Genomic DNA, 14,454 nt, shown 5'->3' on the forward strand with positions numbered 1-14,454 from the left:
CTTAGACAATCAACTATGCGTTTCGTCCTCAGCATCATCTTCAAAAGTTTTGGCAATTTTTTCAATATTTAAGCTCTTTGCCATCGCATCAAAAATTTCTTTATATGTCCCTTCTTGATGATAAAGCTGATGATGTTCGCCGTGTTCGACAATATGCCCATCTTTCATTACATAGGTATAATCTGCGTCAATAATTTGCGACAAACTATGTGAAATCATAATCACGGTACGTCCTTGTTTGATCTCGTCCAAACTCTGTTTAATTTGCTCAGTGGCAATCGCGTCTAAACTTGCAGTCGGCTCATCTAAAAAGATAATTGGAGGATTCTTCAAGAACATACGTGCGAGCGCAATGCGTTGTTGTTGTCCGCCTGATAATAAAAGTGCATCGGCTTCATAAGCATGTGGAAGCTTTAAAATTTGCTCATGAATAGATGCTTTTTTGCAGCTTGAATTACTTCATCATTACTCGCATCAGTTTTACCATAACGAATATTTTCTAAAATAGAACCTTGGAAAATATGATTTTTCTGTAGCACTAAGCCAATATTTTCACGTAAATAATGCGTATCAATTTGTTCGAGATCAATGCCATCAAGCTTGATGCACCCCGAGTCTGGTGAATAGAACTTATCGAGTAAACTGATCAGCGTTGATTTTCCTGCACCAGACAGCCCAACCAATGCTGTGATTTTATTCGGTTGAATGGTCATATTGATGCCATGTAGAGCTTGATGGCCATTTGGATAGGTAAAATTAACATTCTCCAGTTCAAATTTGCCATGTAAGGCAGGCTTGTTTGAACCACTTTTTTCTATTTCATTATCGGCTTCTAAAATATTAAAGAAGCTCTCTGAATAGATCATCGCTGAGTTAATTTCATCATAAATTCGATGTAAAGAACGAATCGGGGCAGACACGTTATTAAATAACAACACATGATACATGATCATCCCTATACTCATTTTACCTGCAAGGACAAAATAAGCGGTGAGAATGATGATCAGGACAACACCCACTTGTTCAATAAAGGTTTTTAAACCATCAAAGATGTAACTGGTTTTACGTGTCTGCATCTGATTTTCAGTCAGAGACTTTTGTAAATTCAGTTGTTTGGTTGATTCTACAGCTTCTTTGTTAAATGATTTAATCACCGTAATCGAGTTGATAATACTCAGAATTCCTTGATTCTTTTTTTCAAAATTATCGCGCAGAGCACGACGTTTACCTGAGAGTTTTTGTGATTGCTTATAGGTCAGCCAGAAGTAAATTGGAACAATAATTGTGGCGACCAAACCGACCCAAAAATTGGCATAGTACATTAACCCAAGCGCAATAATTGCACTGGTAAATAACGGTAAAATATCAATAAAAAAGATTTGCACCAATCGTGTCAAAGAGCTCACACCACGATCAATACGGGTTTGTAATTTACCTGCTTGGTTGTTTTGTTGATCAAAAAAAGCTAAACGATAAGTAATAAATTTTTCAATAATGCCTTGTGATAAATCTTGTGAAATTAAAATTCTGAGTCGTTCACCAAAGGATTTTTGTCCAAATTGTACAATGGCATTGATGATTTCTTTACCGAGTAAAACTGCTGTAATGGTGATGAGAATATGCCAACCTTGCGTTAAACCTTGTCCTGTTTGGAGCAATTCATTGATACTGTCTACGGCATATTTCAGTGTCAGCGCATTGACCTGTGCGGTGAGTGAACCGATTAAAGTCAATACGAGTGTGACGATGACGAGCCATCGGTATGGTCGTACAAATGGACGTAATTTTTGAAAGAGTTGCCATAAATTCATAGACAGTTGTTTTTATTGGGAAGCTTAATTGCAGTCTACGGCTGAATTTTTTTTGTCACAAGTCTGTGAATTGTTTTGAATTGTCACAAATGGGAATGTACATAGATTTTTTCATTTTGTTGCGAATATATTTAGATTCATCATTGTTTCAATACGCGAAATCCATCATGTTAGGTGTCCGATTAAAATCATTGTGATTGGTATTTGAAGCCATGAATCTTGAACTTTTTGAGCCACAGCAAAATGACAATTTACTACCCTGTGATGGGATGGTAAAGGACTGTGGCTTAATTTTAGATGATGGGCAAAGCCAAAAGTATTTAAACTATTTTCTTCAGCATTTGGCTTGGCAACAGGATGAAGTCTATTTGCATGGTCAATATTTTCAAACTGAACGAAAAGTGGTTTGGTACGGTGATGAGAATTATCAATATCACTATTCAGGAATGGTGAAGCAAGCACATGTGTGGAATCCCGCATTATTCAGATTAAAACAACACATCGAAAAGCTGACAGGGCATTTTTATAATTCTTGTTTGGCAAATTTGTATGAAAATGGCACGCAAGGTGTCGGTTGGCATAGTGATGATGAGCCATCTTTAGTTTCACCTGAGCAAGAGGTGGTGATTGCTTCTTTGAGTTTGGGTGCAACTCGAAAGTTTAGTTTTAAGCATAAGTGGAAAGCTGAAAAAGTCGATTTGTTATTGCAAAGTGGTCAGTTGATTGTGATGCAAGGGCAGACGCAGCGTTATTGGAAACATATGTTGGCGAAATCTACACGAATTTCTGAGCCTCGTGTGAATTTAACTTTTCGTTATTTTTATTCAAATACATCGAAATAGAGAGTTAGCAATTTTCATAAGATTCATTGTGACGGAGTCTTATAGGTTTTGTTCATATATTAGGACTAACCACTGCGTCTTGCGCTTTGTTAAAGCAATGCTTTAATTTGCTCAGGTTCGAGTTACTTTTGATAAGGCAAAATGAGAAGTGAAGCTTTGCAAGGAAACCATCTTACGGAGTGTTGCTCCTCATTCGCAGAACTCGTCTGATACCGAAATATATCAAAATTATCGCAAAAACATTAACGAACGAATTGTGTCCTGCCTCAAACAATTGCGAAGGACGATTCCGCGTATCGAATGTTGACGAAAATTCATATTGAACTCAAATTATTCTATCCTTTAGGCAGTGGGTAAAGCTTGTCATCAAACTGCTCTAGTTTTGGAAATTCTAAAGCTTTTAAATTTTCTAAATTGCTTAAATGTTGTTGGTAATCCACTAACATTTGTTGACGAGCTTCATTTGAAATATAAGGGACATGATAGGCAACAAAAGGCGGAAGTACTTCAAAGCCAGCATACGCCAGAGTTCCACGTTGAATGGGTAAAAGCAGGTCTTCAATCGAACCATGAATCGCATGATCTCCAAACATGTGTTCACGTCCACCGAGGGTAAAACTGAGCATGGCTTTTTTACCGACCATCCCACCATGATTATAAAAACGTTTGCCACCATAGAAAATGCCTGAAACAAAGACGCGATCAATCCAGCCTTTTAACATTGCAGGCATCGATGTCCAATACATTGGAAAATTGAGAATCAACAAATCTGCACGTTGGACTTTTTCGACTTCAGCTTGAATATCTTCAGTCAGCGTATGTGCTTTAGAAGAATGACGTTGTTCTAAGGCATAGTTTAAATATTCAGGATTGCCACGGCTATGAAAGTCTGCTTTGGATGCCACAGGATTAAAATCCATTTCATAAAGATCAGATACTTCAACGTGGTGACCTAAGTCTTTTAAGACTTGAATCGAATGATCTTTTAGCGCTGTGGTAAATGACTGTGGTTCAGGGTGTGCGTGTACAATGAGGATATTCATAATTTTCTCTAATTCCATCTCAACTTTTTGTTGTTCAATTTCTACAGTGTTTTTTGATTATTCATAAATCAGTATGCTTCGCCAATTACCTTAAGCATTATTTTTATGGCTGAAAAGTACATTCAATTGTAAAAGTATTGGGTATAAAAAAGCCCATGCAAATGGTGGCATAGGCTTTCTTACTCTGAAGAAACATTGTTTTCGTAAAAACAATGTTTATATCATGGAATACTGAAGAACATAATCATATTATGAGAATATTTAAACTTAATCAAGTGATAAAAATATTACAAAATATTAAATTATCAATGTGTTTAAGGTTGCAGTTCAGTCAGTTGGTCATTTGCAGATAAGGCTTGATAACGTTTTTCAATCTGCGATGCTGAATCTTGCAGTGTTTCGATCAGCTTTTGGAGGTTTAAAAATTCAAAGCGGTTTTTTGAAGCAAGTACGGTCAATGCCATTGGTGCTTCTTTACTTGAAAATTTGATTGGAATAGAAAGCCCAGAAACATTAGGATCTAATTCTCCTTGTGAAAAATAGTAACCTTGTTTCTTGATTTTCTTCATTTTATTGACAAAGGTTTCTTCGTTTTCAGCAAAGCCAGCTTCTGCCAATTGTGTTGCAAATTGAGTGTAATATTCATGAATTTTCTGCTTTGGCAGATGTGCCATGATGACTTTAGGTGAAGAACCCATAAATACAGGGCGAGGGCAGCCACGACCATACGAGAGTAGAGTTTCATCACGGTACACTTCATGATGTATGTCGATACAATAGTCATCATTCAAATGGGTCAGTAAACAGCACAATTCGGTACGGTTTGAAATTTCCTGCATAAAAGGCTTACTGATTTGAACCAAAGGATCAGTTGTTCTGGAAATATAATCCATAACTGCAATTTTAGGTCCAAGTGTGTAATCACCTGAAGTACCATTTAAGCGTTGCAAAATATCGGCTGAAACTAATTCTTTCAGATAGCGATAGCTGGTTGGTTTTGATAAGCCAAGTTCTTCACAAATCACATCAACATTAATTACAGGGCGAGACACCGAAAATAAATCCAATACGGTGAGAATTTTGCCAAAACTTGAAAGTGCCATTGATGACCTACTCAATTAGTGAGAATCAAAAAATAAAAAATTAATGTTACGTTATAACAAATTGTCCGGAAAAAAACAGCCAAATTTGCATTGTAAATGCAAATGATTCTACATTTTTCAATTTGGTGTGGTTTTTGAGAAAAGTACACCATAGGGTGATGTTTATTTAAAATATATTATAATAAATTATCAAAATAAGATATTAATATTGACTTTTAGGTGTTTTTTTGAAAAAATTAGCAATATGAATATCCAATGATGAAAGTTAAACTTTGAGAAAAGCTTAGAATTTCAGCATAAATTGAGTCATTCTCTACTCAAACGTTGTATTTGAACAAAAACATTCAATAAGAAGTCTATTGAATGTTCATATTATTGTTCGCTTATTCACATATTTAAATTTTTTACAAACTTCACTGTTTATTGATTTAGATGGTGCAGTTTTTTGGTCGCTCTGAAAAATCAAAATGTGATGTATGCAACTAAAATTGTAATAATGACGCTGTATCTTTCAGAGATTTTAAGCCGAAGGACAGTCGTTAAAAATTGCAATGGAGAAGCCAAATAAAATTTAAGTTATAGCGAGCGCAAAATGTTACTGATCAAACCACTATTGGCTTTTAGACCCAATAAATTGGATTGGATTTTTGCGACTAAAACTTTTATCGCAGGGATGTTGGCTCTTTATATCGCCTTTGAATTGAACCTCAGTTATCCGATTTGGGCGATTGGTACCGTATTTGTCACAGCAAACCCTTATTCAGGTATGTTGGCTTCAAAAAGTATCTATCGTCTTTTAGGTACATTATTTGGGGCGATTTTTGCACTCGCCGTCACATCACATTTGATCAATACACCATGGCTATTCGTTTTTGTACTGGCAACTTGGGTGGGGATTTGTCTCTACCTGTCACTCATAGATCGTTCACCTCGAAGTTATGTGGTGATGTTGGCAGGTTATACCGCGGTTATTATTTGTTTTAACTCAATTTATTACATTGAGACAGTTTCAATTTTTGATATGGCAGTCGGACGCTTTTTAGAAATTTCGCTGGGCGTGGTCTGTGGTTCTGTAGTGTCTGCAACGATCTTTCCGATGCATATTGGACCTGTGGTACAAATGCGAGTGTCGAAAACTTTAGCAGATACCAAACAAGCGTTTGACTCAATTTTATCCGATCCTAAACATTTAGATAATTACACGCAACTCTTAGCCAATATCACACGAGATACTTCGGATATTCATACCATGGCAGAGCATTTGAGTTATGAAAAATCAAAATTTAAAGGCATGACCAAACCGCTACAAGAGTTATTACATCAAATGACAATGTTGGTTGCCAATCTGGTTGCAATGTCTGAACGGATGAAACAGCTTGATCAAATTGATTTAAATTATCGCCCATATCTCCGCGAATTCCATCAAAGTATTGATCAGTTTTTAGATCAGCAAAAAAACTTAGAAGATCATGAGTTAAAGCATTTACCAGAGAACTTTGATTCAGATTTTCAAAATATTGCGCTACATGCAACATCTGAACAGCAGGTCATTCTAGGCAGTTTGAAAATGGATATTCGCCATTTTATTCAAAATGTTCGTGCCGTACAGTTAATTTGGCAACGCATCCAAAAAGGCGATAGCACATTACCTGAATCGATAGCACCGTTGACCACAACCTATCCAAGTTTACATCGTGATTATGGTGTTGCAGTACGTGGTGGTTTATCTGCATTTCTTACCACACTTATAGCGTGCTCATTTTGGATACTGAGTGGTTGGAAAATGGGTTTTATGATGGCTGAAATGGCAGCGATCAGTGCATGTATTTTGACCTTTTTAGATGATCCAGTGCCTGCATTAAAAATGTTCATTCGTGCCAGTATTTACGCTGCATTTTTTGTCTTTATTTATGCGTATGGGATTTTTCCACATATCACAGCATTTTGGCAATTAGCACTGGTTTTAGCGCCATTCATCATGTTCTGTGTGATGTTGTACCTACATCCACCTTTACATGGTTTGGGCTTGCCTTTGATTATGAGCACGATCATGGGTTTAAATCTTCAAAATCGCTATGCCATGGATCAAGTGACATTCTTTGATGCGTCTATTGGTACGGTGATTGGTCCTGTGATTGCGGTGTGCATGGTACAAATGGTGCGTGCAATGTCACCAGAAATGACCGTGCAACGGATGCTCGCTCTACATTATAAAGCCATGCGTGAAACCATTCTTATGCCTTATGGCACAGGTTTTAGAATACATTTGCGCAGTATTCTGGATCGTATTGGTGTGCTGAATACCAAGATGATTCAGTCAGAACATCTCAAAGTGGAAATTAATAAGGCATTGATTGAATCTAGTGCTGCGATTGATTTAACCCGTTTACAAGAGCTGATGAAAAAACTGCCTGCGGATTCTATTACTGCGCTGTCTATTGCCAAATTACAAACTCTACTGAGTCAGTGGTTAAGTGAGCGTGAAAGCTATCAAGTTGATGAAGCTTTGCAACATCAATTGATTCAACAGTTTTCTCAAGTTGTTGCAGATGCACAAGCTGTGGGGGATGAGGATATTCGCCATCGTATTGAAATTTCAGTCAATAACATTCGCAATAGTATTTGCCATATTTCAGTTGTAGATACTCAAGCCACAGCAACACAAACGACAACAACTTTAATTGGAGCATAAATATGGGTGAGTTAAACATTTATGGCATTTATGTTCCGATATTTTTGATACAAGCCGTGATCGCTTTTGTGATTTGGAAATTTGTTTGTATCGGTACAGACCGTTTGATTGAGAAAGATTTAATCGCGTTGCCTGGTATTTTTAATATCAGCTTATATCTGATTATTTTATGGATTTTGCATTGGGTGGTGATTCAAATCACCACTTAAGTGTCGTGATCGGTTGCTAGGTGTTGTGTTGTTTTAAGAGTTTAATGATTGGACAAGTGAAATGAATAAGTTTGATGTGCGTAAAGTAATACGCCCAGTCTCTTTGGCTGTGGTGGTCATCATCGCGATCTTTTGTGGACTACATATTTGGAATTATTACAATGCTGAACCGTGGACACGAGATGGTCGTGTACGTGGTGATGTGATCCAAGTGTCCTCAGATATTGCGGGGTTGGTCACTGAGGTGATGGTACAAGATAACCAAACTGTGAAAAAAGGGCAGACTCTATTTAAAATTGATTTAGCACGCCAAGCTTTAGATGTTGAACAAGCCAAATCAGATTTAGCAAAAGCACAATCAGGATTGGCGGAAGCGGAAGCAGGGCTTGCAGAAGCCAGAGCCAATATTGTCAAATCCAAAGCCAATATTAATCTTGCAGATAAAAATGCCAGTCGCTATTCAAACTTAATGGATGGAGCGATCTCTAAACAAGAACAAGATCAAATGTTTGCAACACGCGATCAATCACATGCAGAGCATCAGCAACTTGAAGCGGCTGTGCAACAAGCCGAAGCCAATATTAAACAGCAAAAAGCCTTAATAGAAGCTGCCAACAGTAGCGTACATTTGGCACAGCTCAATATGCAACGTTCTGAGGTGGTTGCTCCAGCGGATGGGACGTTGTCTAATTTTGATTTGCGCGCAGGGAATTATGTCAAAGTTGGACAAGCTGTAGCTGCTTTATTAGATCGTAAACAACTGTATGTCGTGGGTTATTTTGAAGAAACTAAACTCAATAAAATTCATTTAGGCGATCCAGCAACGATTCAGTTAATGGGTGATTCTGAGAAATACAAAGGGCATGTTCAAGGGATTGCTTCAGGGATCGAAGACCGTGAACGTACTACGTCTTCAGGCTTATTGGCGAATGTGAATCCTACATTCAGTTGGGTTCGTTTGGCGCAACGTGTCCCTGTAAAAATTGTGTTAGATGATGTTCCACATGATTCATTAGCATTTGTCGCAGGGCGTACCGTGACTGTGCATATTTTGGAAAAACCGAAAAAATAGTAGCTTCAAACTGATTCTTATCATTCAACTTTTGACCCACCGTGAGGTGGGTTTTTTATAGGTTTGAGTCAGCCATTGCAGGCATATCAATTTCTTTTACACAGCTCGCTTTGCTGGTCGATAAAATAAATTTGATTGCTAAAATCACATCTTGTAAGGGAATGAATTGATGATCGCTTTTTTGTAATACTTCATCGACAGGTGTATTTATATCAAACTCAGTGGCTAAATAGCCTAGATTTAGGATGCTAATGCCGATCTGGTCTTTGCGTAGGGTTTCTCTGAGTGCGTGTACAATGCCTCTTAATGCAAATTTACTCGCTGAAAATACAACTTCCTTTCCTGAGTGGTTATCGAGTCCCCATGTTGAGCCAATTAATATAATTTTAGCATTTGGGGAAAGACGTAAATTCTCAAGTAAGGATTGAATTGTCAAAATACAGGATTGTATATTGGTATGAATTAGATTGGATATTTCTAAATCAGAACATTGTTCAAAGTCATAATCAGCATCAAAAGCTTTTTCTTCCCAAATACCAACATTGTAAATTAGATAATCAACACTTTGTTTTTGAATTTGATTTTTAACACAATCTCTTGCTTGCTCAGGCTTAGAGAGGTCTGTAGAAATCCAATGGAAAAGGGGGAGATCGCAAGCAGGTTTTGAGCGAGAAATTCCAAAAACCTGATCTTGTATTTGAGGGACTGTCTGTAGAATAGCTTGTCCTAAGCCTTTACTGACACCGTAAATTACAAAGGTTTTTGACATTTTGAATACTCTGCTTAAGGCGTTAAGCCTTCAGGATTACGATACCAACTTTCGATAAATAAGGCGGCGGCAATACTATCCGCAGATATTTTTTTCCCACGACCTTGAGCTTGATAATGCTCCAACTCATCACGTGCTTCACGGGTGGTTAAACGCTCATCGACCATGAAGGTTTCAATATTGGTTTGATGACGAATACGACGCGCAAATTTACGGGCGCGGGTCGATAATTCAGATTCGGAATCGTCCATATTCAGCGGTAAACCGACTAAAAATAAATTCGGTTGATGCTGTTTTACAATTTTTAAAAGCTCATCCCAATTTGGAATCCCATCTTTCATCGGGAAAAGTGCAAGCGGTGTAGCACTTTCAATCAGTGAAGAACCCACCGCCATTCCCATTTTTTGTGTACCAAAATCAAAAGCCATAATTAATTTTGGAGAAGTATTTTGTGAGGAAGCTTGTTGCGGTGGATTTAAATCAGGCATGTCCAATCTCAGAAGATAACCAAGTACGATCAATGCCTATTTTACGATATGCAGCATCCCAACGGTCGGTATAAGGTAAATTAAATACCAAATCCATATCAGAATCGCAGACTAACCAATCACCACGAGAAATTTCACCTTCAAGTTGGTTCTTCGTCCAACTGGCATAGCCCAACGCAATTTGATAGCGTCCTACGCCTTCATTATGGGCAATTGCATCTAAAATATCTTTACTTGTGGTGATACACAGATTTTCCCCAACAGCAATCGACGAATGCCAAGTCGGTTGACCTGTATGTAACACAAAGCCTGCTTCAGGACGTAAAGGGCCACCTTGCAACACTTCATGTGGATGAACATTATCTGCTTCTATTTCAAGATCATTTAAAAGTTCTTTGACTTGAATCCCCGAAGGTCGGTTGATAATAATGCCTTGAGCACCCTCTTCATCGTGTCGAGCGATATAAATGACTGTATTGGCAAAGAAATCATCTGCCATTTCAGGTGGTGCAATTAGACAACGATGTGAAAGATATTGTTTGCTCAATATGCAACTCCTTTAATCCATTCAAATTAAGTTTTTAATTTTTTAAGAATATTCATGTCTATATAAATAGCATACTTCAAAGAAATAGTTTGATGATTCTTACAAAGGTGTGAAAAATATGCCATATTAAAACTCAATATGTTTAAAAAACAATCAAACAAACCATTGAATAAAAATAATAATTTGCTTGATATTTAATCTAAATTAAATGAATACGGTTAAAAAATATGATTCACTGATCATTCGATGTAATTTTGTTTAGTATATGTTGAAGATGTAATTTTTATATAATTTCAATATTCAAGATGAATATTGAAACTATTGTTATTGATTTGTAATATCTCGCGCATACTTTATTAATAATCATAATATTATGGAATTTTCATTCACGAAAAATATTGGGGTCGCTTGTCTATCATTGGCTTTATCCATGAGTGTTCAAGCAGGGGTTTTTAGTACATATGAAGAAGATGGGGCACTTTTTAGAAGTGATTTGAATAGTCAGATCTCAGCACCAACTTTAGCCAAATTTGATAAAAATCTATCTTCTAAAGACGCCGTGCTGTACAACTTAGAAAAAGCACGTCTATTACAAGTGAATCATCAGTATGAAGAAAGTGCTGATGTGTATAAAAAAGCCTTTGAATTACTAGAAAAGCAAAATAATCGTGCCAAAGTCAGTGTTTCTCGCCTTGGTTTTAAAGCACTTTCGATGCTGAGTAACGATTCAATCGTACCTTATGATGTACCCCCTTATGAGCAAGTTCTTGCACATATTTCTCAAGCGAAAAACTATATCTTTTTAAAAGATTCAGAAGCTGCAAGTGTTGAAATGCGAATTGCACAACGTATTCAGCGTGAAATTGAAATTGATCATGAAAAAGAGTTAGAGAAGAAGTCTGCAAAAGCCAGTAAGAATGAACCGAGTAATCCAGCTTTAGAAAATGTCGATGAAGCTTTCGCAGGACTAAATACGATTGCTGGGAAAATCAAAAATACTTACCAAAATGCCTATGCATTTTATATGGCTGCCAATCTTTGGGAAGCCGTTGGTGAATCCAATGATGCTTTGGTTGATTATAAAAAAGCTTATGAATTGCAACCAGATACAAACTTAGCCAAAGATGTGCAACGTTTAGATCGTAGTCCAGCTCGTGGTAAAGGTGCTGTGCCAGTTATTGTGTTTATCGAACAAGGAATTGTACCTAAAAAAATTGAAAACAAACTGGCTTTACCGATGCCAAACGGCATCATGAATATTGCATTTGCAACTTATGAACCAAGTACTTATGTCAATCCTGAAAGTCTAAATATCAAACTGGGCAATAAAGCACAACGCAGCTTTGTATTGAATGATATTGGCGCACTTGCAGTAAAAGATTTAAAAGAAAAAATGATGGGAACGGTCACCAGTCAAATTCTGCGTGCAACGACTAAATATGCAGCTCAACAACAATTGGGACAGCAACTCGGTTCTCTAGGACAGTTGGCTGGCAACTTGATGAATATTGCTACAGAACGTGCAGATTTACGTGCATGGTCAACCTTACCGAGTAATACCCAAATCGCGCGCTTTGATGTCGCACCAGGAAAGCACAATCTACAGATTTTTGGAAAACGTGCTAACAGTGAGCCTGTGAGTTTGGATGTGGCAGCGAATCAAACCGTATTTGTTTATGTCAATGATGTGAATGAGCGTATCACGACCAGTATCAGTACCATCAGTTATTAATTTTTTAAATTAGAGAAAATGCAATGAAAACATTATTAAAGCTCAGTTTATTGGGTGTGCTTTCTGCAACAGTTGTGGGCTGTACAGCGCCAAATGCACTGTCGACCAAAACAGCTGCAGATGGCACTTATTCTGTGAAAACAGTGGGGAATAACCCATGGTTAAACACCAAAGTTTCAGCTGAGCGTATCTCAATGGCTTATGCAGGGGATTTGAAAAAAGTTTCTTTAGGCATTAAGGGTGATTGGTTTGTGACCAAAGAATTTTTATACAAAATTGTTTGGGTCGATGCAAATAACATGGAAATTAGCCCAGAAAGTTCAATCTGGAAACCAATTCAATTGGCAGGTCGTGAAACGAAAACGGTTCAATCTGTTGCACCAAATCCATCGGCTGTTGATGTCATTGTTTATTTAAAAGGTAATTAAGGAAATAGATCCATGAATATGAAATTAGTTTTGGCTTCGGTTGCCACTGTAGTTGCATTAACGGGTTGTGCAAGCACTCAGGTGAATTATGGTGATGCGCAGTCTGTTGAAACATTAAACAAAGATTTTGGTTCTACAGATCTACAAATGATTGCCGATAAAATGGTGACAGATATGTTGTCATTCCCTGTCGTTGTGCAATTGACGCAAAACCGTCGTCCAGTGATGTTTGTAGATAAAATTCGCAACAAAACTCAAGAGCATATCGATACTGAATCAATCACTGACACGATTCAAAACAAATTGATCAATTCGGGTAAATTCCGTTTTGTTGATATGACTGCTGCCAATGCGATGGCAGATCAATTGAACTATCAAAAAAATAGTGGTTTAGTGAATCAAGCGACTTCTGTAAAAGCAGGTGGTCATATTGGTGCTGAATACATGCTTAACGGTAACCTTTCAAGTATCGTGAAAAATGTCGGTGGTAAGAGCGATGTTTATTATAAATTCACTTTAAAACTACAAAACGTTCAAACGGGTATCGTTGAATGGACAAGCGAAAAAGAAATTCGTAAATCAGCAAAACGTTCAGCATTTGGCTTATAAAATCATTTTAGCGACTGTTTGAGGCAGTCGCTTTTTTTCTTGAAGATGAGAATGATGAAAAAAATATTACTTGCCGCAATTTTAGCAGGAGTGTGCAGTAGCAGCGCATTTGCAGCTCTAAAGGAAGTGGTTAAAGAAGCAACTGGAAGCGGTGCAACACAACATCAAGCCATTTCTGAAGCACTTTTAATTGCTGTACAGTCTGTTAATGGTGCATCGGTTGCTCCACGTGCTGATATTGAAGAAACAGTTGAAATGTCTGTGAGCAATAATCAGTGGAAATATTCAGGTAAAGTTTCACCTGTATTTAGCGTGGATAATACTGGATCAGGTTCGGTAACAAAATTCCAAGTATTGAGTGTAACGGGCTCAAAAAATAACTATCGTGCTAAAGTTCGCGCACATGTAGTTCAATTTCAGTCTACAGTTCAAGATCAACATTTACGTCGAATTGCTGTTCTACCATTCCAATTTGCAGAGAAGAATAATCGTTCTGCAGCAACAGATTCAGCTGGTGAATTTAGTGTAGAACTAGCCGATGTTTTAGGCAATTATCTTGCACAATCAGGTCAATTGAGTCTGGTTGATCGTCACTATCTTGAAGAAATGATGTATGAAAATGCATTCTTACAATGGGATGGCGCACCACAAGAAATGGCGCGTATTGGCCAAAAAGTAGGTGCTGACTATTTATTGGTTGGGCGTATTAATAATTTGTCTGCTGCAAATTCAGATCGAATGTATGGTTTGAATAAAGGTGCTGAACAAATCCGTTTAACTTGGCGTGTAATCGAAGCGAATACGAGTAAAGTGGTAGCTTCAGGAACATTCAATCGCGCTTTAAACAATAGTTCTTTTCAAAATATGTTGAATAACAATTTAGATGAGAATAGTGCTGAAAAAGTTGCACAAGGACTGAGTCAAGAAGTATTGGCGGGCTTGAAGTTACAGCCTTCGGCAGGTACTTATGGCAATCAAGGTTCAAGTTTTACCCCAACTTATGATATGACACCTGGGTCAAGTGAAAAACCGATTAAGTGGGATTAATTGAGATTTATTATTCTGACAATAAAAAACCAGTCATTTCGATGACTGGTTTTTTTGACTCT

Annotated in this window: 13 protein-coding genes and 1 pseudogene; 8 read left to right on the forward strand and 6 right to left on the reverse strand. The window is 37.4% G+C overall.

All coding sequences use genetic code 11. The features are described from left to right. Positions 1–9 precede the first annotated feature (9 nt). A pseudogene (locus tag EXE09_RS13090) lies at positions 10–1,811 on the reverse strand (ABC transporter ATP-binding protein). Positions 1,812–2,023: 212 nt separating this feature from the next. On the opposite strand from EXE09_RS13090, the gene EXE09_RS13095 reads away from it, so the two are divergent. Beyond that, positions 2,024–2,653 carry an alpha-ketoglutarate-dependent dioxygenase AlkB family protein gene (locus EXE09_RS13095; RefSeq protein ID WP_130117576.1) on the forward strand — a complete coding sequence of 210 codons (630 nt, stop codon included), beginning with the start codon at positions 2,024–2,026 and terminating at the stop codon, positions 2,651–2,653. A gap of 335 nt (positions 2,654–2,988) precedes the next feature. Here EXE09_RS13095 and EXE09_RS13100 read toward each other — a convergent pair whose 3' ends face one another. Together EXE09_RS13100 and EXE09_RS13105 are read right to left on the reverse strand one after the other, a co-directional pair. Continuing rightward, complete coding sequence (locus EXE09_RS13100) at positions 2,989–3,696, reverse strand: NAD(P)H-dependent oxidoreductase (RefSeq protein WP_130117577.1); 708 nt, start codon at positions 3,694–3,696, stop codon at positions 2,989–2,991. Between the two features lie 314 nt (positions 3,697–4,010). Then, on the reverse strand, positions 4,011–4,799 hold the full coding sequence (locus EXE09_RS13105; RefSeq protein ID WP_068973861.1) for an IclR family transcriptional regulator: 789 nt from the start codon (positions 4,797–4,799) through the stop codon (positions 4,011–4,013). 592 nt (positions 4,800–5,391) lie between these two features. On the opposite strand from EXE09_RS13105, the gene EXE09_RS13110 reads away from it, so the two are divergent. From EXE09_RS13110 to EXE09_RS13120, 3 genes are all read left to right on the forward strand, one after another. Further along, complete coding sequence (locus EXE09_RS13110; RefSeq protein ID WP_130117578.1) at positions 5,392–7,491, forward strand: FUSC family protein; 2,100 nt, start codon at positions 5,392–5,394, stop codon at positions 7,489–7,491. A 2-nt stretch (positions 7,492–7,493) separates the two neighbouring features. Beyond that, positions 7,494–7,700, forward strand: coding sequence for a DUF1656 domain-containing protein (locus tag EXE09_RS13115; protein WP_068973859.1), 207 nt, complete (start codon positions 7,494–7,496; stop codon positions 7,698–7,700). Between the two features lie 61 nt (positions 7,701–7,761). Next, the gene (locus EXE09_RS13120; RefSeq protein ID WP_130117579.1) at positions 7,762–8,772 is read left to right on the forward strand and encodes an HlyD family secretion protein; all 1,011 of its coding nucleotides are present in this window, start codon (positions 7,762–7,764) and stop codon (positions 8,770–8,772) included. A gap of 55 nt (positions 8,773–8,827) precedes the next feature. On the opposite strand, the gene EXE09_RS13125 is transcribed toward EXE09_RS13120, so the two are convergent. The 3 genes from EXE09_RS13125 to EXE09_RS13135 are packed head-to-tail and all read right to left on the reverse strand — an operon-like array spanning position 8,828 to position 10,576. After that, entirely contained in the window at positions 8,828–9,541 is a 714-nt protein-coding gene (locus EXE09_RS13125) for an SDR family NAD(P)-dependent oxidoreductase (RefSeq protein WP_130117580.1), read from the reverse strand. A gap of 14 nt (positions 9,542–9,555) precedes the next feature. Continuing rightward, positions 9,556–10,029, reverse strand: coding sequence for a Holliday junction resolvase RuvX (gene ruvX, locus EXE09_RS13130; RefSeq protein ID WP_130117581.1), 474 nt, complete (start codon positions 10,027–10,029; stop codon positions 9,556–9,558). After that, a complete protein-coding gene (locus tag EXE09_RS13135; protein WP_068973855.1) occupies positions 10,022–10,576 on the reverse strand; it encodes a YqgE/AlgH family protein in 555 nt (184 codons plus the stop codon). The genes ruvX and EXE09_RS13135 overlap by 8 nt, the downstream gene beginning before the upstream one ends. A gap of 430 nt (positions 10,577–11,006) precedes the next feature. On the opposite strand from EXE09_RS13135, the gene EXE09_RS13140 reads away from it, so the two are divergent. From EXE09_RS13140 to EXE09_RS13155, 4 genes are read left to right on the forward strand one after another with little or no spacing between them, the layout of a single operon-like run. Then, a complete protein-coding gene (locus EXE09_RS13140) occupies positions 11,007–12,308 on the forward strand; it encodes a COG3014 family protein (protein WP_228257212.1) in 1,302 nt (433 codons plus the stop codon). A gap of 23 nt (positions 12,309–12,331) precedes the next feature. Continuing rightward, positions 12,332–12,736: a DUF1425 domain-containing protein gene (locus EXE09_RS13145; protein ID WP_068973853.1), complete on the forward strand. Its 405-nt coding sequence runs from the start codon at positions 12,332–12,334 to the stop codon at positions 12,734–12,736. 12 nt (positions 12,737–12,748) lie between these two features. Next, positions 12,749–13,345, forward strand: a complete 597-nt coding sequence (gene lpoB, locus EXE09_RS13150) for a penicillin-binding protein activator LpoB (protein WP_068973852.1) — start codon at positions 12,749–12,751, stop codon at positions 13,343–13,345. A 54-nt stretch (positions 13,346–13,399) separates the two neighbouring features. Then, positions 13,400–14,392 (forward strand): CsgG/HfaB family protein, encoded by a 993-nt coding sequence (locus EXE09_RS13155; protein WP_130117583.1) that lies wholly within the window; start codon positions 13,400–13,402, stop codon positions 14,390–14,392. Positions 14,393–14,454 lie beyond the last annotated feature (62 nt).

Source organism: Acinetobacter sp. WCHAc060025, from assembly GCF_004209355.1.
In the GTDB taxonomy this organism is placed as follows: Bacteria; Pseudomonadota; Gammaproteobacteria; order Pseudomonadales; family Moraxellaceae; genus Acinetobacter; species Acinetobacter wuhouensis.

What these genes read in the sequence shown, in the direction of transcription:
- EXE09_RS13095 (WP_130117576.1), top strand. Translation starts at nt 2,024, where the DNA reads ATGAATCTTGAACTTTTTGAGCCACAGCAAAATGACAATTTACTACCC.
- EXE09_RS13100 (WP_130117577.1), bottom strand. Translation starts at nt 3,696, where the DNA reads ATGAATATCCTCATTGTACACGCACACCCTGAACCACAGTCATTTACC.
- EXE09_RS13105 (WP_068973861.1), bottom strand. Translation starts at nt 4,799, where the DNA reads ATGGCACTTTCAAGTTTTGGCAAAATTCTCACCGTATTGGATTTATTT.
- EXE09_RS13110 (WP_130117578.1), top strand. Translation starts at nt 5,392, where the DNA reads ATGTTACTGATCAAACCACTATTGGCTTTTAGACCCAATAAATTGGAT.
- EXE09_RS13115 (WP_068973859.1), top strand. Translation starts at nt 7,494, where the DNA reads ATGGGTGAGTTAAACATTTATGGCATTTATGTTCCGATATTTTTGATA.
- EXE09_RS13120 (WP_130117579.1), top strand. Translation starts at nt 7,762, where the DNA reads ATGAATAAGTTTGATGTGCGTAAAGTAATACGCCCAGTCTCTTTGGCT.
- EXE09_RS13125 (WP_130117580.1), bottom strand. Translation starts at nt 9,541, where the DNA reads ATGTCAAAAACCTTTGTAATTTACGGTGTCAGTAAAGGCTTAGGACAA.
- ruvX (WP_130117581.1), bottom strand. Translation starts at nt 10,029, where the DNA reads ATGCCTGATTTAAATCCACCGCAACAAGCTTCCTCACAAAATACTTCT.
- EXE09_RS13140 (WP_228257212.1), top strand. Translation starts at nt 11,007, where the DNA reads ATGAGTGTTCAAGCAGGGGTTTTTAGTACATATGAAGAAGATGGGGCA.
- EXE09_RS13145 (WP_068973853.1), top strand. Translation starts at nt 12,332, where the DNA reads ATGAAAACATTATTAAAGCTCAGTTTATTGGGTGTGCTTTCTGCAACA.
- lpoB (WP_068973852.1), top strand. Translation starts at nt 12,749, where the DNA reads ATGAATATGAAATTAGTTTTGGCTTCGGTTGCCACTGTAGTTGCATTA.
- EXE09_RS13155 (WP_130117583.1), top strand. Translation starts at nt 13,400, where the DNA reads ATGAAAAAAATATTACTTGCCGCAATTTTAGCAGGAGTGTGCAGTAGC.